This window comes from Burkholderia sp. AU18528 (assembly GCF_002223215.2).
GTDB classification, from domain to species: domain Bacteria; phylum Pseudomonadota; class Gammaproteobacteria; order Burkholderiales; family Burkholderiaceae; genus Burkholderia; species Burkholderia semiarida.
In genome coordinates, this window is sequence record NZ_NKFC02000009.1 from 45340 (window position 1) to 66609 (window position 21270).

Genomic DNA, 21270 nt, shown 5'->3' on the forward strand with positions numbered 1-21270 from the left:
CGGACGAGGGCGCGGAATCAAGCGCACCTGTCCTGATTGCGATTCGCCGGGCGTGGCGAACGGCACGGTACGTCGCGAACGTATTCAGCCGTAATTCCCGTCACAAACGGAATGCAAATTTCGACTGGGCCTGTTCGAATCCGTGCATAGGGGCCGGGCGGCGGGTGAACCGGTCAGTTAATTTGGTGCGCCGGCGCGCCCTGTGAGGGCAACCGCCGCCGCCGGCGCCGGCTCATGCACCGAAATGAGGAATGCGGATCGACGGGTCGCCCGGCTGGGTCGGTGCGGCAAGCGTTGCACGGGGCGTGGCCCGGTTCTTGCTGGAGTCGTGTCGGGCCGCGCAACGGTTGCGCGCGCCCCGACGACATACCAGACAAGGAAGATTCACCGTGAGCCCGACGACCCGACCGTTCCCCCGACGCACCTGGCTGGCTGCGTTGATCGCCGCACCCGTGATGGCGCTGTTCGCCGCCGCGCCGGCCCATGCCGATGCGCTCGACACCATCGCGAAAAACGGCACGCTGCGCGTCGCGGTGCCCGAGGACTATCCGCCTTTCGGCTCGGTCGGCACGGACATGCAGCCGCAGGGCTACGACATCGACATGGCCGGCCTGCTCGCCAAGGCGCTCGGCGTCAAGCTGAAGCTGGTGCCCGTGAACAGCGCGAACCGGATTCCGTACCTGACGACCAACAAGGTCGACATGGTGATCTCGTCGCTCGGCAAGACGCCGGAGCGCGAGAAGGTCATCGATTTCTCGAGCGCGTACGCACCGTATTTCCAGGGCGTGTTCGGCCCGTCCGACGTGAAGGTGAGCGCGCCCGCCGACCTGACCGGCAAGACGGTCGGCGCCACGCGCGGCGCGCTCGAGGAGATCGCGCTGTCGCAGCTCGCGCCGAACGCGACGATCAAGCGCTTCGAGGACAACAACGCGACGATCCAGGCGTTCCTGTCGGGGCAAGTGCAACTGATCGCGGCCGGCAACATCGTCGCGGCGGCGATTCTCGCGAAGAATCCGCCGCGCCGCCCCGAGGTCAAGTTCGTGATCAAGAATTCGCCATGCTTCGTCGGCGTCAACAAGAACGAACCGCGCCTGCTCGCGAAGATCGACGATGCGATCGCGCATGCGAAGCAGGACGGCACGCTGGGCGAGATGTCGCGGAAGTGGCTCGGCCAGCCGCTGCCGGCCGGACTGTGACGAATCGTCGTGTCGCCTGATACGTCGCCGCTGCCGGCATGCCGGGCGCGGCGCGTGTCGTTGTCCGAACCCGAATTCATTCCGTTCCCATGAGCTACCAGCTTCAATTCGGCGAGCTCGCCGAATACGTCGGCGTGTTCGCGAGCGGCGCGGCGATCACGCTCGCGCTGACCGCGGTCGCGACCGTGCTCGGCGTGGCGGTCGGCGTGCTCGGCGCGGCCGCGTACAGCGCCGACGCGCGCGCGGCCGTACGATTGCGCCCGCTGATCGGCGCGTACGTCGAGGCGATCCGCAATACGCCGTTCGTCGTCCAGCTTTTCTTCATCTTCTTCGGCTTGCCGGCGCTCGGCGTGCACATCGACGAATACACGGCCGCGATTCTCGCGATGACGCTCAATCTCGGTGCGTACTCGGTCGAGATCGTGCGCGCGGGCGTGGCCGCCGTGCCGAAAGGGCATCTGGAGGCCGCGTCGGCGCTGGCGATGTCGCGCGCGCAGATGCTGCGCCACGTCGTGCTGCCGCAGGCGCTCGCCAAGGTGTTTCCCGCGCTGTCGAGCCAGATCGTGATCACGATGCTCGGTTCGGCGGTCGTGTCGCAGATCTCGGTGGCCGACCTGACCTATGCGGCCGGCTACATTCAGTCGCGCAACTTCCGCGCGTTCGAGACGTACTTCGTGATCACGCTCGCGTATCTGGCGATGGCGCTGCTGCTGCGCGCCACGCTCGGCGCGATGGGCCGCCGCCTGTTTTCCCGTCGCCTGCGAGGTGCGCGATGACCGATTTCACGTTCGGGCAGATTCTCGCCAACCTGCTGCTGGCCGCGCGCTGGACGATCGTGCTGTCGATCGTGTCGTTCGTGACGGGCGGCCTCGTCGGCCTCGGGCTGCTCGTGATGCGCGTATCGAGTTCGACGCTGCTGCGCGGCGTCGCGAAGCTGTATATCGAAGTGTTCCAGGGCACCCCGTTGCTGATGCAACTGTTCATCGTATTCTTCGGCCTGCCGCTCGTCGGGCTCGACGTGCCGCCGTGGGTCGCGGCCACGGCAGGGCTCACGTTCTTCACCAGCGCGTATCTCGCGGAAATCTGGCGCGGCTGCGTCGAGGCCGTGCCGAAGGGGCAATGGGAGGCATCGGCGAGCCTGGCGATGAGCTACGTCGAGCAACTGCGTCACGTGATCCTGCCGCAGGCCGCGCGCATCGCGATCGCGCCGACGGTCGGCTTCGGCGTGCAGGCCGTGAAGGATACGGCGCTGGTGTCGATCATCGGCTTCACCGAGCTGACGAAGGTCGGCATCGCGATCTCGAACGCGACGTTCCGGCCGTTCGTCGTGTACGGCCTCGTCGCACTGATCTATTTCGCGCTCTGTTATCCGCTTACCCGTTACGCGCGCACGTTGCAAAGGAGATGGCATGCCGCTCGTTGAAACCCGTGGTCTCGAAAAGAACTTCGGCACCCATCATGTGCTCAAGGGCATCGATTTTTCCGTCGAGCGCGGGCAGGTCGTCTCGATCATCGGCCGCAGCGGCTCGGGCAAGAGCACGCTGTTGCGCACGCTCAACGGGCTCGAGAGCATCGACGCGGGCTCGATCTCGGTCGACGGCGAACGCGTGGATGCGCGGCATGCGGACCTGCGTGCGCTGCGGCTCAAGGTCGGCATGGTGTTCCAGCAATACAACCTGTTTCCGCACCTGAGCGCCGGGCAAAACGTGATGCTCGCGCAGTCGGTGGTGAAGAAGGTGCATCGCCAGCAGGCGCGCGCGATCGCGGAACTGATGCTCGAGCGTGTGGGCCTCGGCGACAAGTTCGACGCGTTTCCGGAACAACTGTCGGGCGGCCAGCAGCAGCGCGTCGCGATCGCGCGTGCGCTCGCGATGAAGCCGAGCGTGCTGCTGTGCGACGAAATCACGTCCGCGCTCGATCCCGAGCTCGTCGGCGAGGTGCTGGGCGTCGTCGAGCAGCTCGCGCGCGAGGACATGACGCTGATCATGGTCACGCACGAGATGAACTTCGCGCGTGCGGTGAGCGACAGGATCGTGTTCATGCACCAGGGCCGCGTGTGGGAGAGCGGAACGGCCGACGAGATCTTCGAGCGGCCGCAGACGGTGGAGTTGACGCGGTTTCTGGGCAGCGTCCGGAACCCGGAGGCGGCCGCGCGCTGATACGCGGTGCCGGCGCGGCTGCGCATGTCGATCGACGACTTCGGAACGGGTCATTCGAGCTTGCCGTACGTGTGCACCCGGCGTGGCGGCAGCGCACGCCGGCGCCCGTGTTCCGGGCGCGTCGGCGAGTATCCGTTCCGATGAAGGCCGACGGTTGAATCATCCGGATTCGGTTGCCGACGCCGCGCACGGACGCGCCGTTACTCCACGGCGGGAAAATCGAGCGTCGTGTCGTTCACGCGGTTCACGAGATTCGTGAACGTGATCGACGCGATGGCAAGATTGATCTCGATCAGCTGACGTTCCGTATAGCCAGCTGCACGTACTGCATCGACGACTGCACCGGGGACCGTGCCGTGCGTGCCGACGAGCGTACGGACATACGTGACCAGCGCATCCCGCGCGGCGTCGCCGGTTGCCTCGCCCGCGCGCACCTGCTTCATCTGATCGCTCGTCAGGCCGGCCAGCTTGCCCATCAGCGTGTGAGCCGCGACGCAGTAGTCACAGCCCGCGTATTCGCTGACCGCCAGCTTGATGACTTCGATGTCTGCCTTGCCGAGCGTGCTCGACGCGACAGCGGCGTCGAATGCCAGCGCCGCGCCGAGTGCTTCGGGGCTGTGCGTTCCGATGGTTGCGTACGCATTGGGCACCTTGCCGACGGCCTTCTTGATCTTCGCGAATACTTCGGCGGCCGGGCCGGTTGCGTCTTCGGGGCGAATGGTGGTGAGACGGGACATGATCGACTCCTTCGTTCGGATTGAGGGTTGAACCGCTTAGCCATGTCGTATGGCATGGGAGTCAGTGTAGGGGTGCACGGCGAGTTCTTTAATGCCATAATTCCGCAACTTCATGCCCAAACGTCTCATATGGAACTGCTGGACCGACTGCTCGCGCTGATGCCGGTCACCGGACGGCTCGATGTGCGATGCCACTTCGGCTCGCCGTGGCGCATCGACCATCCCGAGTCGAACGAGTGGGAATTTCCCTATCACGTGCTGTTGCGCGGCGAGGCCGTGGTGGAAGGCGACGCCGGCGCGAAAGGCGAACCCGCGCTTCGAATGAAAGCCGGCGATATCGTGCTGTTTCCTTCCGGCAGCGCGCACAGCCTGCGCGACGGCAGCGGCAAGCCGCCCCGCCCGGCACGCGAGCGGCATCAGGACGGCCTGACCATTGTCACGAACGGCCGCACACGCGATGGCGCCGATGTGCTCTGCGGCCGCTTCATCCTCCCGGCGGTGCCGCAGCAGTTGCTGCGCGACCATCTGCCGGGGCGTTTGCTGGTAAGCAGCGTGAGCGAGGGCGACGGACCGGCGCGCGACGCCGCATTCGCGGCCACCAGGCTGGCCCGCGTCATCGAATTGATGCGCGAGGAAGCGTTCGAGCAACGACCGGGCAGCGCGACGGTCGTGAACCAGTTGTCGGGCGCGCTGTTTGCGTTGACCCTGCGATGCGCGTCCGATACCGGCCACGCGCCGCGCGGCCTGCTGGCGCTTGCGCAGCGTCAGCGGCTGCAGCCGGCGCTCGCGGCCATGTTCGATGAACCTGATAAGCCGTGGACGCTTCCGCAACTGGCCGCGCTCTGTCACATGTCGCGTGCCACGTTCGCACGCCACTTTGAAGAGGCGATCAGCCGCTCGGCAAGCGATGTGCTGACGGAAATCCGCATGGCGCTGGCCGGGCGCAAGCTGGCGCAAACGACGATGTCCGTCGCGGAGATCGGCGAATCGGTCGGATATCGATCGGAGGCCGCATTCCAACGGGTGTTCAAACGGCAGGTAGGCATGACGCCGGCGAAGTGGCGCATGCGGTCGTCGCAAACCGCGGAGCCGCAGGCGCGTTCAGCGTGACGGACGATGCGCACGCTGCGTTCGCCCGTCGGTTCCGTCCGGGCACGGCGTTCGCGCAATCGCGTGGATGCGGATCGGCCGCGCCATGTTGCCGCTCGATCGCTGCCGGCCGGCGACCACGCATCCGTCGACGACGCTCGTGCATGCACGGGCCATGATCGTCGCGCATCGATGTCGCACGCGGAGCGGGTTCGAAACTTTGCTATGCTGGCCGCCGCCATGCGGCGACATGGATGCGCACGATACGCACGCTGCGCGTGAGGACACGTTCACTTCACCCGGATATCTTTCAGACATGGACAGGCTCCAGGCCATGACCACCTTCGTCGCGGTGGTCGAGACGGAAGGATTCGCATCGGCGGCGCGCAAGCTGAACGTATCGCCGTCGGTAATCAGCCGCGTGATGACGGAGCTCGAGGAGCATCTGGGCGTGCGGCTCTTGACGCGGACGACGCGCGTGGTCCGCATCACCGATGCGGGCGCGTCGTTTTACGAAGACTGCCGGCGAATCCTGGCGGACATCGACGCGGCGGAGCTTTCCGCCACCGGCACCGGCAATACGCCACGCGGCCAGCTCACCGTCACCGCGCCGGTGCTGTTCGGCAAGACCTACGTGACGCCTATCGCGCTCGAGTATCTGGAGCAGCATCCTTTCGTCAATCTCAACTGCTGGTTTCTGGACCGCGTCGTGAATCTCGTCGATGAAGGCGCCGACGTGGCCGTGCGCATCGGCGAGCTTCCGAATTCGTCGCTGCAGGCGATCCCGGTCGGCAAGGTGCGGCGCGTGCTGTGCGCTTCTCCCGCTTATCTCAGTGCGCACGGCACGCCGCGGCATCCGGACGATCTCGCGGCTCACGTCACGATCCAGGCGACGGGCATCACGCCGGCGCCGGAATGGCGCTTGCGCGCGCGGGACAAGACGCTCACCGTCCCTATCCAGCCGCGCCTGGTGACCACGACGAACGATTCCGCGATCGCCGCGGCGACGGCCGGCCTCGGAATCGTGCGCCTGCTGTCCTATCAGGTGGTCGACGAGCTCGCGCAAGGCACGCTGTGCGTGCTGCTGGCCGAGCACGAACTTGCCCCGCTTCCGGTTCATGTCGTGCATCGGGAGGGCAGGCACGCGAACCGGAAGGCGCGCGCCTTCATCGATCTCTGCGTCGAAAAGCTGAGAGCCAAGGCGCCGATGTGGTCTGCATAGCCGACAGCGGCGAGTCGGCACGGCGCGCGCGGCGGAACCATCCCGAACGGCGCGCGTATCAAGCATCGCATTCGGTCTGCAAGCAGGCCCTGCAGGCCGAGATCGCTCAGGCCGGGATGATCGTCGGGCCCGCGCCCGAGCACGACGTTGACGTCTTTCCGGATCCAACGCCTTTCGTTGGCAACCGCCGCCGCGTGACGCGGGTTCTGAATTACACGTCGAGCAGCAGACGGTCGCCGCCGCCCGATTCGCGATGCGCGGGCACCGCGCAGCAGATCAGCGCTTCGTCGTCCGATACCTTGAATGCCGGCGCGACCGGATACGTCACCGCGCCTTCGACGATCCGGGTGCGGCAGGTGCCGCAACTGCCTCCCCGGCACCCGTATTCGGGCGTCAGGCCGCGGGCCTCGGCCAGCTCCAGCAGCGAGCCGCTGCCCGGTTGCCAGCGCGCTTCCTTGCCCGACTTGACGAATGCAACGGGTGTCGGCGTATCCGCCGGCGCACGCAGTGGGGCACGTGCGCCCGGATCGGCGCGACGCTCGAGCCCGGAAGGGCCGAACGACTCCGCGTGGATTCGGTCGTCCGCCACGTTCAGGTCGCGCAGCCCGTCATAGACCGCCTGCATGAAGCCCGACGGTCCGCACAGATAGAAGTCGTAGTCGTCGAACGGCAGCGTGGCGCGCAACAGGTTCGCATCGATGCGGCCGACGACGTCGAACTCGTCGCCCTCGCGCGCGCCGCTCGCGTCCGACAGGACGCGCACCACGTTCACCGCGCCGTTCGCCGCCGATGCGAGCTGGGCGATCTCGTCGCTGAACGCGCGTTCCTTCACGGAGCGTGCGGCGTGAAAGAACCAGGTCTTGCGCGTGCTGCGCTTGCGCGCGCCTTCGTAGACGATGTGACGCAACATCGCCAGCATCGGCGTGATCCCGACACCGGCCGCCAGTAATACGGCGGGACGGCGCTCGAGCGCATCGATCGTGAATTGCCCGGCGGGCGCCCGGACGTCGATGCGGTCACCGATCTGCACCATGTCATGCAGATGCGACGACACGCGTCCTTCGCGCTTGACGCTGATGCGATACACGCCGTCTGACGGCGCGCTCGACAACGTATAAGTGCGGATGAGCGGAGCGCCGTTCTCCGACAGGTTCACGCGAATCGGCACGTGCTGGCCCGCCAGATGCGGCACCAATCCGGCGCCGTCCTCGGGATCGAGCTGGAACGAGCGGATCAGCATGCTCTCGTCGGTGATTTTCGCGACCCTGAACGGACGCCATGCCCGTGCCAGTTCGGCCGCTTTCAGGCGGCGCGCGGCCTCGTCCCAGCTCCCCGTCATCAGCGAGTTGGGCGACCAGCCTTCCGCCCGGAACGTCCAGCGCAACGGCAATGCGCCGGCGCGATAAACGACGCGGCGCGGCTTGAAGCGCCACAGTCGCTCCGCGCCCTGAAATGCGGCGATCTCGGGCGAATCGAGGTCGACTTCGGCTTCACCGGTCATCTGCAACACGTCGCCGGTTTCGAAGTCGGCGAACACGATGCCCGCGCGCGGATTGACCAGAAAATTGCCGAGTGTCGCGAAGAACAGGTTGCCGGCGAAATCGGGAATCGTCAGCACGCCGTCGTCGCCGATGCGCACGAACCCCGCCTTGCCGCCGCGATGCGAAACGTCGACCTGACGCTCGGCGCCGTCGCCGACGTAGGACGCAACGAACAGCGTGTCGGCAGCCGCGATGACCGCGCGGGCGCGATCGTCGAGATGATCGCTCTGCTCAGGTGCGATTGCGGAGAACGTATCGGGTTCGCGTACGAACGCGAAATCGCGCAACTGGATGTATTGCGGGCAGTTGCCGAAGCTCTGCACGACGTCGAGATCGAATGCGCGCGTCTCGCCGCGGCGGATCACGCCGTTCAGCCGATTGCGACGCCGCGTATGCAGTTCGATGCCGAGCAGGCCGATCGCCGCGCCGTCGCGCGTGCCGCCGGCAGCCGGATCGTTCGGATCGAACACGGTGTCGATGCGCAGACGCTTGTCGTTCGGCGACTGCATGAAGCCGGGCCGGCCGAACGCGAACGTCGCCCATACGTCGCCGTCGTCCGCCACCGCGCCGACGACGACGAAAGGCAACTGCGCGAAGAACGCTCGATGCTGGTCGGGCATGTGGTTCCTGACGAAGCGCCGTCCCACGCTGTCCATCTTCTGCATCACGCCTGTCTTTTCCTGCAGCTCGAGTTCGCCCCGATGCCACGGCGAGTTCGCTTCATTCGATACCGTGCTCACGATGTGTCTCCTCGACGGAATTTGCACATGACGCGTTGGATGCGCCGGCGTCGCCCGTCGGCCTGCACGGGCGACGGGCCGACTTCGCTCACGCAGCCGCCGCGAGCCCGACCGGCGTCTTCACGAACTCGACGAAGCCCGGCAACGCTTCGATGCGGCGCAGCCACGCCGCGACGTTCGAATAGCCCGACAGATCCACGTTGCCTTCCGGCGCGCGCGCGACGTAGCTGTACAACGCGACGTCGGCGATGGTCGGCTTCGGCCCGACGATGAAGTCGCGCGCCGCGAGTTCGGCGTCGATGAGCGCGAGGATGCGATGCGCACGGGCGATCACTTCGTCGGCGTTGAACTTCGCGCCGAACACCGTGATGAGCCGCGCGGCGGCCGGGCCGAATGCGATCTCGCCGGCCGCGACGGACAACCAGCGCTGCACGGCGGCTTCCTGTACGGGCGATGGCGGGAGGAAGTCGCGGTTGCCCGACGTGCGGGCGAGATACACGAGAATGGCGTTCGAATCGGCGATCACGGTGTCCCCGTCGACCAGCACCGGCACCTGACCGAAGCGGTTCAGCGCCAGAAATTCAGGCGACTTGTGCGCGCCGGCGGCGAGGTCGACTTCAATCAGTTCGTGCTCGATGCCGAGCAGCGAGATGAGCAGGCGTGCGCGGTGCGAATGACCGGAAAGCGGGTGAACGTAGAGCTTCATGACGGTGTCCTTTGGGGCAGGTGCGACGAGCAGGTCTCATCGCTTGCGGTAAGTCTAGAAACTCGTCGGCTGCGGCAGAATCCCCGCTGCCGAGAATGGATCGTTCTCGTTTCGAGACGAGTCGGACGAAAGCCGGTGTGGTCGTCAAGGCGCGTGACGGGCGTGTTGGCGTTGTCTTCCGTGTCGGTCCCGAACCGGCTGGCAGGCCGGCGGGCAAGTGGAGACCGAGGGGCGGTCGCGCATTGAAAGACACCGTGTGTCAGGCGTACGGACGGAAGACGTCGGGTAGCCGGGGTCGACCACGAGGCGTGGTCGACCGCGTCGTGTCTTCCGCTCGCCGCCGGAGCGTGACGGGGCCACGACAACCTGGATGGGCTGCCGACGTAGGTGTTATATTGCGCGCGCATGCGCCCCGACCGATGAACCAACACAACCAGTATCCGCGGACCGGCGCGCCATAGAAAGACAACTAGAACGGGTCCGTCGCGCCATCGGGGCAGCCTCTCCGTGACCGGCGCCAGGCCCATGGGTCTATGCACCGAGGGGATCGACATGAACCGGGTCTATCGGCTGGTCTGGAGCCGCAGCTTGCATGCTCCGCAAGTGGTATCCGAACGCACGAGGGCGTCGCACGGCGGAGTCGACGCCGGCCATGGCGCCACGCCCGCGCGCCGCCGCGCCTGCCTCGTTTCGATCGGCGTGTCGCTCGGTCTGGCCGGCGCGGCCGTCCCGGGTTGGGCCGCCACGTGTTCGTCCGCCACCATCGCGAATTGCAGCGCGCCCGGCGGCGACGGCATCCCGGACCGAAGCGGCAACGGCGGCAGCGGTAACGGCGGTGGCGGGGGTTCGTCTACGTTGGGCGGAGGCTCGGCCACGGTCCAGGTCCCCGGCGGGGCCACGTCAGGCGGGACAGGCGGCACCGGTGCGACGAACGACAGCGGCCAGGGCGGCCCCGGCGGAGCGCCAGCCGTGGTGCTCGCCGGCGATGCGGTGGTCAACGCGAACGCGCAAGGCGGCGCCGGTCAGGCCTTCGATGGATTCAATTTCGCCGGCGGTGCCGGTGGCGGCGGCGCGGGCGTGTATTCGACCGGCACCAGCGTGACCGTCAACAACGGCGTGACGGTGCAGGGCGGCACCGGCGGGAATGGCGGAGCCGGCACGTCGGGGCCTGCGTCGAACGGCGGCGGTGGAGGCGGCGGGGGCGCTGCGCTCGTCATGGTGACGCCGGCGGCCGACGTGACGAACCAGGGAGCGCTCGTCGGCGGAAACGGCGGCAACGGGGGCAGTGGCGGAAACCCGGGCGGCGGCGGCGGGGGCGGCGACGGGCTGCTGACGTTGGGGCCCGGTTCGCAGGTGACCAACCTCGGAACCATCACCGGCGGTGTGGGCGGCGTCAGCGGCGGTGGCGCAAGCACGGCCGGAGCCAGCGGCGCCGGTGTCAACCTGGCCGGCGGCTTCACCGTGCTGACCAACGTCGGCACGATCGCCGGCGGCGCCGGCAACGGCGCGACCGCCGGGGCCGGCGTCATCGTCAATGGCGGCGATTTCGTCGTCAACGGCGGTACGATCTCGGGCGGCTTGTACGCGGACGGCGTGACGCGCGCGGCAGCCGTCCGGTTCAACGGCGCGAACAATACGCTGCAGTTGGTGACCGGGTCCAACATCGTCGGAAACCTCGAGGTGGCTGCTGCGGCGGCGGCCACCATCGCCGCGGGTTCCGCCGGGCTCACGCTGTCCAACCAGGTGACGCTCGGCGATGCCGCGTCCCGGGTGACCTTCAATTCCGGCGCGACCGGTCTCGTGGTTTCAGGCGTGGTATCCGGGGCGGGCAGTGTGGCCGTGAGCGGCGGCCGAACGATCACGCTGACGGGAGACAACACCTATACCGGCGGCACCACCATCAGCGCCGGCACGCTGCAGATCGGCAGCGGCGGGACCACGGGCTCGGTCGTCGGCAACATCGTCAACAATGGCACGTTGGCGTTCAACCGCAGCGACACGGTGTCGTATGGCGGCACCGTCAGCGGGGCGGGCAGCCTCGTGCAGGCGGGTACCGGCACGCTCGCGATATCCGGCGCCGCCAGCTATACGGGGAGCACCGCGATCAACGGCGGCACGCTCGCGCTGATCGGCACGGGCAGCCTCGCCGCTTCCAGCGGAATCGCCAACAACGGCACGTTCGACATCTCGGGGACGACTTCGGGCGCCACGATCAATGCGCTCACGGGTACGGGCACGGTCGCGTTGGGCAGCCGGACGCTGACGCTCGCCAATGCGGCCGGCACGTTCAGCGGTGTGATCGGCGGTACCGGCGGGCTCAACGTGGCGGGCGGCACGCAAACGCTGTCGGGCGCCCACGCCTTTACCGGTGCAACGTCGATCAACACCGGCACGCTCGCATTAACCGGTTCGGGCAGCCTCGCCGCCTCCAGCGGAATCGCCAACAACGGCACGTTCGATATCTCGGGGACGACCGCCGGGGCGACGATCAATACGCTCACCGGCGCGGGCACGGTGGCGCTGGGCGGTCGCACGCTGACGCTCGCGAATGCGGCCGGCACGTTCAGCGGCGTGATCGGCGGCACCGGCGGCCTGACGGTTGCGGGCGGTACGCAGGCGCTGTCCGGTACGAACGGCTTTACCGGTGCAACGTCGATCAACGCCGGCACGCTGGCATTGACCGGTTCGGGCAGCCTGGCCGCCTCCAGCGCAATCGCCAACAACGGCACGTTCGACATCTCGGCGACCGCCGCCGGGGCGACGATCAATGCGCTGACCGGTACGGGCACGGTGGCGCTGGGCAGCCGCACGCTGACGCTGGCCAATGCGGCCGGCACGTTCGGCGGAACCATCAACGGGACGGGCGCACTGACCGTCGGCGGCGGTACGCAAACACTGTCGGCGGCGAACGCCTACACGGGCGCTACCACCGTCAATGCCGGAACGCTGGCGCTGACCGGTTCGGGCAGCATTGCGGCCTCCAGCGCGGTCGTCGACAACGGGACGTTCGATATCTCGGGGACGACCGCCGGGGCGACGATCAATGCGCTCACGGGTACGGGCACGGTCGCGCTGGGCGGTCGCACGTTGACGCTCGCCAATGCGGTCGGCACGTTCGGCGGTGTGATTGACGGCAGCGGCGGGCTGATCGTGGCGGGCGGCACGCAAACGCTGTCCGGCGTGAACACATACACCGGGGCGACGACGGTCGACGCGGGCACGCTCGCGTTGTCGGGCGCCGGCCGGCTGGCGTCGTCCACGTCGGTCACGCTCGCCGGCCAGGCGGCCGCGCTCGACCTGTCCGCGGCCGGCAGCCAGACGGTCGCGCATCTGTCCGGCGTGGCAGGCAGCCGCGTGGTGCTGGGCGGCAGCGCGCTCACGCTGGCCGACGACTCGTCGCAAACCTTCAGCGGCAGCCTCGTCGGCACCGGCGGCCTGGTCAAACGAGGCGCGGGCATGCTGACGCTGAACGGTATCAGCAACGCGTTCTCCGGAACGACGACGGTGGCGGGCGGCACGTTGGCCGTTGGCGACGCGGCGAATGCCGGTGCAGTGCTGGGGGGCAATGTCGTGGTCGATGCGCTCGGCACGTTGCGCGGCCATGGCACGGTAGCGGGCGCCGTCAGCAGCAGCGGGGTGGTCGCGCCGGGCGGTTCGATCGGAACGCTGACCGTGGGCGGCAACTACACGCAGGCGGCGGGCGGCACGCTGTCGATCGAGGTCAGCCCGACGGAAGCATCGCAATTGCGCGTGGGCGGCGCCGCGACGCTCGGCGGTTCGTTGGCCGTTCTGTTCGATCCCGGCACCTATACCGCCCGCCGCTACACCGTGCTGAGCGCGGCCAACGGCGTGACGGGCCGTTTCTCGAACGTCGGCACCAGCACGGCCGGCGCGAATCTCGGCGCGTTGCAATCGTCGGTGGACTACGGCGCCAATGCGGTCGACCTGCTGCTCGCCGAGCCGGCCGGGCCCGGCACGCCGGCCGGTCCAGGCACGCCGGCCGGCCCAACGGTCATCGCGCCGACCAGGACGTCGATCTACACGGCGCTCGGCACGACGGCCTTGCTGCAGGCGCAAGACGCCAGTTCGACGCTGCTCGGGCGTCTCGCCGGCCGGCAGGATGACGCGGCGGGTGCCAGCAACGTGTGGGCCGTGGCCAATGGTTCCAGCACCAAGGTGGGCGGCACGGGCGGCGCGCCGGGCTTCCTCACGCACGCGTACGGGTTCCTGGCGGGCGCACAGGGGCGGCTCGGCGACGCGACGGTCGGTGCGGCCGGCGGCTACACGCACACCACGCTGGCGGAAGACACGACAGGCGCATCAGGCGCCATCGACACGCTGCGCGTCGCGCTGTACGGCGCGCGGCCGATCGGCGCCGTCAACCTGTCGGCGGCGCTCGGCTACGGTCTCGATTTCCTGTCGCAGAAGCGGCCGTTCGGCAGCGTGGGTACCGCCGAAGGCGACCATCTCGGCCACGAATTCACTGCCGCCACGCAGGCCAGTCTGCCGATGGAAGCCGGCGGTTTCCGGTTCACGCCGCACATCGGGCTGCGGTATGCGTACGTGCGCGGCAGCGGCTTCGGCGAGAACGGCGCCAACGGCCAGAACCTGAACGTCGGGCCCGACAGTGCGAGAAGCCTTCAGCCTTACGCGGGCGTGTCGCTCGACAAGGCGTTCGGCGACGCCGTGCGCCCGGTCGGCGTCCAGCTTCGCGTCGGCTACGCGCACGAGGTGCTGCGCGGCAGCCGCGTCGTCCAGGTGCAGAGCCAGGACGGGACCGTGTTCGCGGCGCCGGGTACCGATCTTCCGCGCGCGTTCCTGACCACGGGCGCCAGCGTCACGCTGCAGGCCGCCAAGACGACCACGGTATCGCTCGGGCTGGATGCGACGATCGATACGAGCCACGTGTCGGCGCAGTCCGCATATGTGCGCGTCAATACCCGGTTCTGACCGCACGGGAGCCGAGATGGCGAAACCGTGCCGTCTTTTCGAACCGGCCTTTTGGCGTTTGCGCCGGAGCGTGTCGAATCGGGTTCGAGGGGCCGGAGCGGGAAGCCTCGCCGAGATTGGCTCACATCACGAGTACGATCCAGATTTAAACGATTTGTGATCACTCTCCGCCGCAAAATTTTGCACAATGACGGCAGCGCGGCCTTTCGCCGGGCGGCGTTCCGGGCGACCGAGCGCCGCCCGGCGACCGCCCGACAACCCTCACCGAGCGTCGCGCCGACGTGCCGCCGCCCACCGCCATGGACCAACCGAAACGCATCCTGATCGTCGAGGACGACGCCGACATCGCCGACGTGCTGAGCCTGCACCTGCGCGACGAGCGCTACGAGGTCGTGCACAGCGCGGACGGCGCCGAAGGGCTGCGCCTGCTCGAACAGGGCAACTGGGACGCGCTGATCCTCGACCTGATGCTGCCGGGCGTCGACGGCCTCGAAATCTGCCGGCGCGCGCGGGCGATGACGCGCTACACGCCGATCATCATCACGAGCGCGCGCTCAAGCGAGGTGCACCGGATCCTCGGCCTCGAACTCGGCGCCGACGACTACCTCGCGAAGCCGTTCTCGGTGCTCGAACTCGTCGCGCGCGTGAAGGCGCTGCTGCGGCGCGTCGATGCGCTCGCGCGCGATTCGCGGATCGACGCGGGCACGCTCGACGTCGCCGGGCTCGCGATCGACCCGATCGCGCGCGAGGCGAGCGTCGACGGCGTACGCATCGACCTCACGCCGCGCGAATTCGACCTGCTGTATTTCTTCGCGCGGCACCCGGGCAAGGTGTTTTCGCGGATGGACCTGCTCAATGCGGTGTGGGGCTACCAGCACGAAGGCTACGAACACACGGTCAATACCCACATCAACCGGCTGCGCGCGAAGATCGAGGCCGATCCGGCCGAGCCCGTGCGGATCCTCACCGTGTGGGGCCGCGGCTACAAGCTCGCCGCGCCGGGGCAGCGGGACGCATGATGAAACTCACACTCACGCGGCGGCTGTCGCTCGTGTTCTCGATCCTGCTGCTCGCGTGCTCGGGCGCGTCGGCGTGGCTGCAGATCCGCGCGAACGACATGCGCGAGAAGGAAGTCGTGCAGGCGCTGTCGCGCGATCTGGCCGCCAACATCGCGGGCAGCGCGCCGCTGATGGACGCGAACGGGCTGCGCCCCGACGCCGTGCGCACGCTGTTCGGCCAGTTGATGGGCGTGAACCCGAGCGTCGAGGTGTACCTGCTCGACAACGCGGGGCGCATCAAGGGCGACGACGCGCCGCCCGGCCACGTGAAGCGCGACCGCGTCGATCTCGCGCCCGTGCAGCGCTTCATCGCGGGCCAGCCGCTGCCGATTCTCGGCGACGACCCGCGCAGCCCGGACGCGCGCAAGGTGTTCAGCGCCGCGCCGCTGCAGCGCGCGGGGCAGCCGCCGTCGGGCTACATCTACGTGGTGTTGCTCGGCGAGGCGCATGACCGGCTCGCCGCGCGCGTCGACGCCGGCAACGTGCTGCGCACGACGCTGTGGTCGATGGCGATCGTCGCGCTGCTCGGCCTGCTCGCGGGCCTCGTCGCCTTCAGCTTCATCACGCGCCCGCTGCGCCGGCTGACGGCCGCGATGCGCGGCTTCGACGCGAGCGGCGCGCCTGGCGCGCCGGCCATGCCCGCCATGCCCGATACGCAGCCGCCGGTGCTGCGCTTGCCGCCGGGCCGCCGCGGCGACGACATCGCGGTGCTCGAATCCGCGTTCGCGCAGATGGCCGACCGGATCGGCGAACAGTGGCGCGCATTGACGCGCCAGGACCAGCAGCGGCGCGAACTGATCACGAACATCTCGCACGACCTGCGCACGCCGCTCACGTCGCTGCATGGCTATCTGGAGACGCTGTCGCTGAAGGCCGACACGCTGGCCGAGCCCGAACGGCGGCGCTACCTGTCGATCGCGCTCGCGCAGAGCGCGAAGGTCGGGCGGCTCGCGCAGGCGCTGTTCGAGCTCGCGCGGCTCGAATCGGGCGGGGTGCAGGCCGAGCGCGAGCCGTTCTCGCTCGTCGATCTCGTGCAGGACGTGTTCCAGAAGTTCGAGCTGACCGCGCAATCGCGCGGCGTCGCGCTGCATGCGCGGATCCCGCCGCGCGTGCCGGTCGTGTCGGCCGATCTCGGGATGATCGAGCGCGTGCTGACCAACCTGCTCGACAACGCGCTGCGGCACACGCCTTCGCAGGGCGAGGTCGAGATCGCGCTCGAGCCTCGGGAAGACCGTGTGGTCGTGACGGTGTCGGATACCGGGGAAGGGATTCCGGCGGCGCGGCGCGAAGGGCTGTTCCAGCGGCCGCAGCGGCCGATCAGCGGCGGCACGGCGACGAGCGGCGGGCTCGGCCTGTTGATCGTGCACCGGATGCTGGCGCTCAACGGCAGCAGCATCCGGCTCGTCGACCGGGCCGGGCACGGCGCGGTGTTCGAGTTTGCGCTGGCGGTCGCGTCGCCGGCCGCCGGCGACGCGCGCTGACCGCCGGCGGCGGCGTCAGCCGCCGCGCTTGCGCCGCACGTCGCTCGGCGTCGTGCCGGTCCAGCGCTTGAACGCGTGGCGGAATCCCACCGCATCGCTGAAGCCGAGCGTCAACGCGATGTCCTCGATGCTGAGCGTGGTCGTGCCGAGGTAGTCGATCGCGAGCGCCTTGCGCACGCTCGTCAGCAGTTCGCTGTACGACGTGCCTTCGGCTTCGAGCTTGCGGCGCAGCGTGCGCGAGGTCATGCAGAGGATTTCGGCGATCGCGTCGATGTCCGGGAATTGACCCGGCGTGCGGGTGAGCTCCTCGTATACGCGTCGCGTGATGCCGGACTGGCTGCGTAATTCGTCGAGCAACCGGGCGCAGTGCGACGACATCTGCGCGGCGGTGATCGGGTTCGCGAGCTGCGGCGCGCGCGCGAGCCATGCCGCCGGATAGCTGAGCACGTGATGCGGCTGGTCGAACGCGATCGGGCATTCGAGCGCGTCGGCCAGCAGCGCCGCGTGCGGCGGCCGCGGCTGCGCGAACTGCGCGCGCGCCGGCACGCACCATCCGCCCATCACGTCCTTGATGACCGTCACGTGCAGCGCGAACTGCATGTCGATCAGGAAACGGTACAGCGGCGCGTCGAGATCGGGCAGCGTGACCTCGTGCCGGGCCGGAAACAGCCACGACGCGGTATCGCCCTGTTCGACCCAGCGGATCGGCAGCATGCCGTTCGCGAGCCGGTGATACTTGACGGCCGAATCGAACGCGCGCGCGAGCGATTCCGAGCACAGCATCGCGTAGCCGTACATCCCGTAGCTCGACGCGTGCAGCCGGCGGCCGACGCGCACGCCGAGGTCGGTGCCGTCGTACCGGCCGACCGCATTGCGCGCGGCCGTCAGGAACTGCAGCGGCGACGTGAGCGTGAACGGATCGACGACGTCGGCCGGCGTGAGCCCGGTGCCGGCGAGCACCGTGGCCGGATCGAGGCCGGCGTGCGCGGCCACGTCGACCAGCACGGCCAGCTTGGCCGGCGTGAAGCGCTGCGCGCGCAACGCGTGGGCGGCCTCGGCGTCGGGCAGCCGGGCGGGACGGGCGTCGGTCGGTTTCAACAGCGCGCTGCGCGGCATGGCGGGATCCTGCGTCCGAATCGATATCGTTGACGGCCCGCAATTCTGCTCGGGAACGGTCCCGTCCGCCACAGGGTTCACCCTGATGCAGCGATGGAACAGGCCGGCCGGACGGGTGTTCGCGATGTGAGTGGCGCAGGCGCGTACGTTCGCGTGTCCGTTTCGATCATGTTTTCGGCCGCGCGGATCATTTGCAACGCGCATCGCACGGGCGATAGTCGCCGGTCAGGCGGCGTCCCGCGTCCTTTCGGCGTGCAGGCCGCCGTGAGAGCGGTACGCACGCTGGCGTGCCGCGCCCAGAGGAGTGAGACATGACGAAGAGACACTGGATCGGGTCGTATGGCTCGATCCCCGCCGAGATCGACGCCGATCGCCATCCTTCCGTAAGCGCGCTGCTGGACGACGCGATGCGCCGCTTCGCCGATCGTCCGGCGTTCCATGCATTCGGCCGCACGCTCACCTATGCCGACGTCGAGCGCCTGTCGACCGCGCTGGCCGCGTATCTGCAGCAGGTCGTCGGCGTGCGCAAGGGCGACCGCGTGGCCGTGATGCTGCCCAACGTGCTCGCGTTCCCGGTCGTGTTCGTCGCCGTCGCGAAGATCGGCGCGGTGCAGGTCAACGTGAATCCGCACTACACCGCGCGCGAGCTCGAGCATCAGCTCGACGACGCCGGGGTCGAGGTGGCGATCGTCTGCGGCGGGTCGATGGGCACGTTCGCGGACGTGGTCAGCCGCACGCGCGTGCGCACCGTGCTCAGCGTGGGCCGGGAGGACCTCGGCGTCGTCGATGCGCCGGCCGGCACGTGCGACACGCTGCCGCCCGGTTCGACCGCGCTCGCGCACGCCATCGCCGCCGGGGAATCGCTCGCGTGCGAGCCGGTTGCGTTGAGCGGCGCGGACCTGTTGCTGCTGCAATACACGGGCGGCACGACCGGCCTGTCGAAGGGCGCGGCGCTGTCGCATCGCAACCTCGTCGCGAACATCGCGCAGTTCGCGGCGATCGTGCCGGATGCGCGCCGGCCGGGCGAGGAAGTCGTCGTCACGGCGATCCCGCTGTATCACATCTTCGCGCTGACGGTGAACTTCCTGTCCTACTTCGCGATCGGCGCGCAGAACTGGCTCGTCGCGAACCCGCGCGACATGGACGGGTTCATCGACGTGCTGAAGGCCGCGCGGCCGACGGTGTTCGTCGGCGTGAACACGCTGTACGCGGGGCTCGCCGGCCATCCGCGCCTGAAGGAGGTCGACTGGTCGCGGCTGAAGCTGTCGGCCGGCGGCGGCGCGGCGGTGATCGACGTGATCTCGTCGCGCTGGAAAGCGGTGACGGGCAATTTCATCCGCGAGGGCTACGGGCTGTCGGAAACGTCGCCGGTCGTGTCGTTCAACCCGCAGTCGATCGACCGCTTCACGGGCACCACGGGCGTGCCGCTGCCGTCGACCGACGTGAAGCTGCTCGACGACCAGGATCGCGAGGTGGCGATCGGCGAAGCGGGCGAGATCTGCGTGAAGGGGCCGCAGGTGATGAGCGGCTACTGGCGGAAGCCGGACGCGAACGCGGCCGCGTTCACCGCGGACGGCTATTTCCGCACCGGCGACGTCGGCGTGTTCGACGCGGCCGGCTTCCTGCGGATCGTCGATCGCAAGAAGGACATGATCATCGTATCGGGCTTCAACGTGTACCCGAACGAGATCGAGGCGGTCGCGACCGCGCTGCCGGGCGTCGCCGAATGCGCGTGCATCGGCGTGCCGGACCCGCGCACGGGCGAGGCCGTCAAGCTGTTCGTGGTGTGCGCGCCGGACGCCGACGTGACGGAGGCGCAGCTCGTCGCGCACTGCCGCGCGAGCCTGGCCGCGTACAAGGTGCCGAAGCTGGTGCGCTTCGTCGACCGGCTGCCGAAGTCGACGGTCGGCAAGATCCTGCGCCGGGAACTCAGCCGCACCGACTGATGGCGGCCACGCGCCGCGCGGCCGCGGCCGCCCGGCACGGCACGGCCCGGTGCGGCCCGGTGCGCGTCCAAGCCCGAAGGTCGCGCGCGGGCCGCTCAAGTACAATGCGGTCGGTTCGATCGACGGGGACGCGATGACCGGCTCAGATTCACTTTCCGCCCGGCCCGGGCGTGCGCTGCCGTCGCCGAGCGCGACGGTGCCGATCTCGCTCGTCAACGGCTTTCTCGCGAGCGCGGGCGCGCGGCGCGACGTGGTCGAGCGCTACCTGCGCGGCGCCGGCATTCCGATCGAGCTGCTCGGCGAGCCGCATGCGCGCGTGACGGAGGAGCAGTTCTCGACGCTGTACCGCACGCTCGCGATCGACCTCGACGACGAGATGCCCGGCATCTTCTCGCGTCCGCTGCGCGGCGGCACGCTGAAGTACCTGTGCCTGAGCCTGCTCGATGCGCGCAACCTCGAAACGGCGCTGCATCGTTTCGGGCAATTCTTCCATATCCTGCTCGACGACTTCTTCGTCGAATCGAAGCGCGACGAGCTCGTCGCGCAGGTGCTGCTGCGCCCGAACGACGCCATCGGCCCGATCGGCGCGCTCGGCCAGGAGCTGATGCTCAAGCTCGTGCACGGCGTATGCTCCTGGCTGATCGGGCAGAAAATTCCGCTGCTGCAGATCGAGTTCGCGTGCCCGCGGCCGCGCCATGCGGTCGACCACCTGTACTTCTTCACCGGCGCCGTGCAGTTCGACTGCACGCGTACGCTGATGCGCTTCAGCGCCGATTACCTCGACGCGCCGATCCGCCAGAGCAAGCGCAACCTGCGCAAGTTTCTCGCGCGCGCGCCCGGCGACTGGATCTTCGAATCGTTCAGCGAACAGCTCGTGTGCCATCGCGTGCGGCAGTACCTGTCGGCGGCGCTGCCCGACCTGCCCGCGATCGACCAGGCGGCCGAGCACCTGCATTGTTCGGTGCGCACGCTGAGCCGCCATCTGGCCGCCGAAGGGACGACGTTCCAGGTGCTGAAGGACGAGCTGCGGCGCGATATCGCGATCCAGCGGCTGACCGACACGCCCGACACGATCGCGGCGATCGGCGCCGATATCGGCTTCGACGATCCGAGCGCGTTTCATCGCGCGTTCCGGCACTGGACGGGCAGTACGCCGGGGACGTATCGGCGCCGGGCGTGACGCGGGCGCGGCGCCGGGTATCACCGATTCGCGGGGCCGCGTATGGAATCCCATAACCGGACACCTTGGCGGTTTTCATGGCCGGTTCTTCAGAGGACACTCCCATAACCGGCTCCCTTTGCTGCGCCGAGCGGGGCCGCCGCGCGTAC

15 protein-coding genes are annotated in these 21270 nt (G+C 68.7%); 11 read left to right on the forward strand and 4 right to left on the reverse strand.

The features are described from left to right. The first annotated feature begins 389 nt into the window (after positions 1 to 389). From CFB52_RS30895 to CFB52_RS30910, 4 genes are all read left to right on the forward strand, one after another. On the forward strand, positions 390 to 1196 hold the full coding sequence (locus CFB52_RS30895) for a transporter substrate-binding domain-containing protein (RefSeq protein ID WP_059578913.1): 807 nt from the start codon (positions 390 to 392) through the stop codon (positions 1194 to 1196). Between the two features lie 89 nt (positions 1197 to 1285). After that, complete coding sequence (locus CFB52_RS30900) at positions 1286 to 1972, forward strand: amino acid ABC transporter permease (RefSeq protein WP_059578916.1); 687 nt, start codon at positions 1286 to 1288, stop codon at positions 1970 to 1972. Beyond that, complete coding sequence (locus CFB52_RS30905) at positions 1969 to 2619, forward strand: amino acid ABC transporter permease (protein WP_059578919.1); 651 nt, start codon at positions 1969 to 1971, stop codon at positions 2617 to 2619. Before CFB52_RS30900 ends, CFB52_RS30905 begins: the two co-directional genes overlap by 4 nt. Further along, positions 2606 to 3355 (forward strand): amino acid ABC transporter ATP-binding protein, encoded by a 750-nt coding sequence (locus CFB52_RS30910; protein ID WP_099318347.1) that lies wholly within the window; start codon positions 2606 to 2608, stop codon positions 3353 to 3355. Before CFB52_RS30905 ends, CFB52_RS30910 begins: the two co-directional genes overlap by 14 nt. A gap of 200 nt (positions 3356 to 3555) precedes the next feature. Here the strand turns inward: CFB52_RS30910 and CFB52_RS30915 are convergent, their stop codons facing one another. Beyond that, positions 3556 to 4092 (reverse strand): carboxymuconolactone decarboxylase family protein, encoded by a 537-nt coding sequence (locus CFB52_RS30915; protein ID WP_099318348.1) that lies wholly within the window; start codon positions 4090 to 4092, stop codon positions 3556 to 3558. 129 nt (positions 4093 to 4221) lie between these two features. Here CFB52_RS30915 and CFB52_RS30920 point away from each other — a divergent pair, with 129 nt between their 5' ends. Together CFB52_RS30920 and CFB52_RS30930 are read left to right on the forward strand one after the other, a co-directional pair. Then, positions 4222 to 5202, forward strand: a complete 981-nt coding sequence (locus CFB52_RS30920; protein ID WP_059578927.1) for an AraC family transcriptional regulator — start codon at positions 4222 to 4224, stop codon at positions 5200 to 5202. A 295-nt stretch (positions 5203 to 5497) separates the two neighbouring features. Further along, complete coding sequence (locus CFB52_RS30930; RefSeq protein WP_099318351.1) at positions 5498 to 6403, forward strand: LysR family transcriptional regulator; 906 nt, start codon at positions 5498 to 5500, stop codon at positions 6401 to 6403. Between the two features lie 211 nt (positions 6404 to 6614). Here the strand turns inward: CFB52_RS30930 and CFB52_RS30935 are convergent, their stop codons facing one another. Next, positions 6615 to 8684: a pyridoxamine 5'-phosphate oxidase family protein gene (locus tag CFB52_RS30935; protein WP_099318352.1), complete on the reverse strand. Its 2070-nt coding sequence runs from the start codon at positions 8682 to 8684 to the stop codon at positions 6615 to 6617. Between the two features lie 88 nt (positions 8685 to 8772). Further along, positions 8773 to 9390: a glutathione S-transferase family protein gene (locus CFB52_RS30940; protein ID WP_060315336.1), complete on the reverse strand. Its 618-nt coding sequence runs from the start codon at positions 9388 to 9390 to the stop codon at positions 8773 to 8775. 552 nt (positions 9391 to 9942) lie between these two features. Between CFB52_RS30940 and CFB52_RS30945 the strand changes: the two genes are divergently transcribed. From CFB52_RS30945 to CFB52_RS30955, 3 genes are all read left to right on the forward strand, one after another. Beyond that, a complete protein-coding gene (locus CFB52_RS30945; protein WP_099318353.1) occupies positions 9943 to 14340 on the forward strand; it encodes an autotransporter domain-containing protein in 4398 nt (1465 codons plus the stop codon). Between the two features lie 299 nt (positions 14341 to 14639). Then, entirely contained in the window at positions 14640 to 15359 is a 720-nt protein-coding gene (locus CFB52_RS30950; protein ID WP_059578940.1) for a response regulator transcription factor, read from the forward strand. Beyond that, positions 15359 to 16879: a HAMP domain-containing sensor histidine kinase gene (locus tag CFB52_RS30955; protein ID WP_060315351.1), complete on the forward strand. Its 1521-nt coding sequence runs from the start codon at positions 15359 to 15361 to the stop codon at positions 16877 to 16879. The genes CFB52_RS30950 and CFB52_RS30955 overlap by 1 nt, the downstream gene beginning before the upstream one ends. Positions 16880 to 16894: 15 nt before the next feature. Here the strand turns inward: CFB52_RS30955 and CFB52_RS30960 are convergent, their stop codons facing one another. Continuing rightward, the gene (locus CFB52_RS30960) at positions 16895 to 17995 is read right to left on the reverse strand and encodes an AraC family transcriptional regulator (RefSeq protein ID WP_099318354.1); all 1101 of its coding nucleotides are present in this window, start codon (positions 17993 to 17995) and stop codon (positions 16895 to 16897) included. Positions 17996 to 18306: 311 nt separating this feature from the next. Between CFB52_RS30960 and CFB52_RS30965 the strand changes: the two genes are divergently transcribed. Continuing rightward, a complete protein-coding gene (locus tag CFB52_RS30965; RefSeq protein WP_099318355.1) occupies positions 18307 to 19941 on the forward strand; it encodes an AMP-binding protein in 1635 nt (544 codons plus the stop codon). Between the two features lie 133 nt (positions 19942 to 20074). Beyond that, positions 20075 to 21121 carry an AraC family transcriptional regulator gene (locus CFB52_RS30970; RefSeq protein ID WP_373680983.1) on the forward strand — a complete coding sequence of 349 codons (1047 nt, stop codon included), beginning with the start codon at positions 20075 to 20077 and terminating at the stop codon, positions 21119 to 21121. Positions 21122 to 21270: the final 149 nt, after the last annotated feature.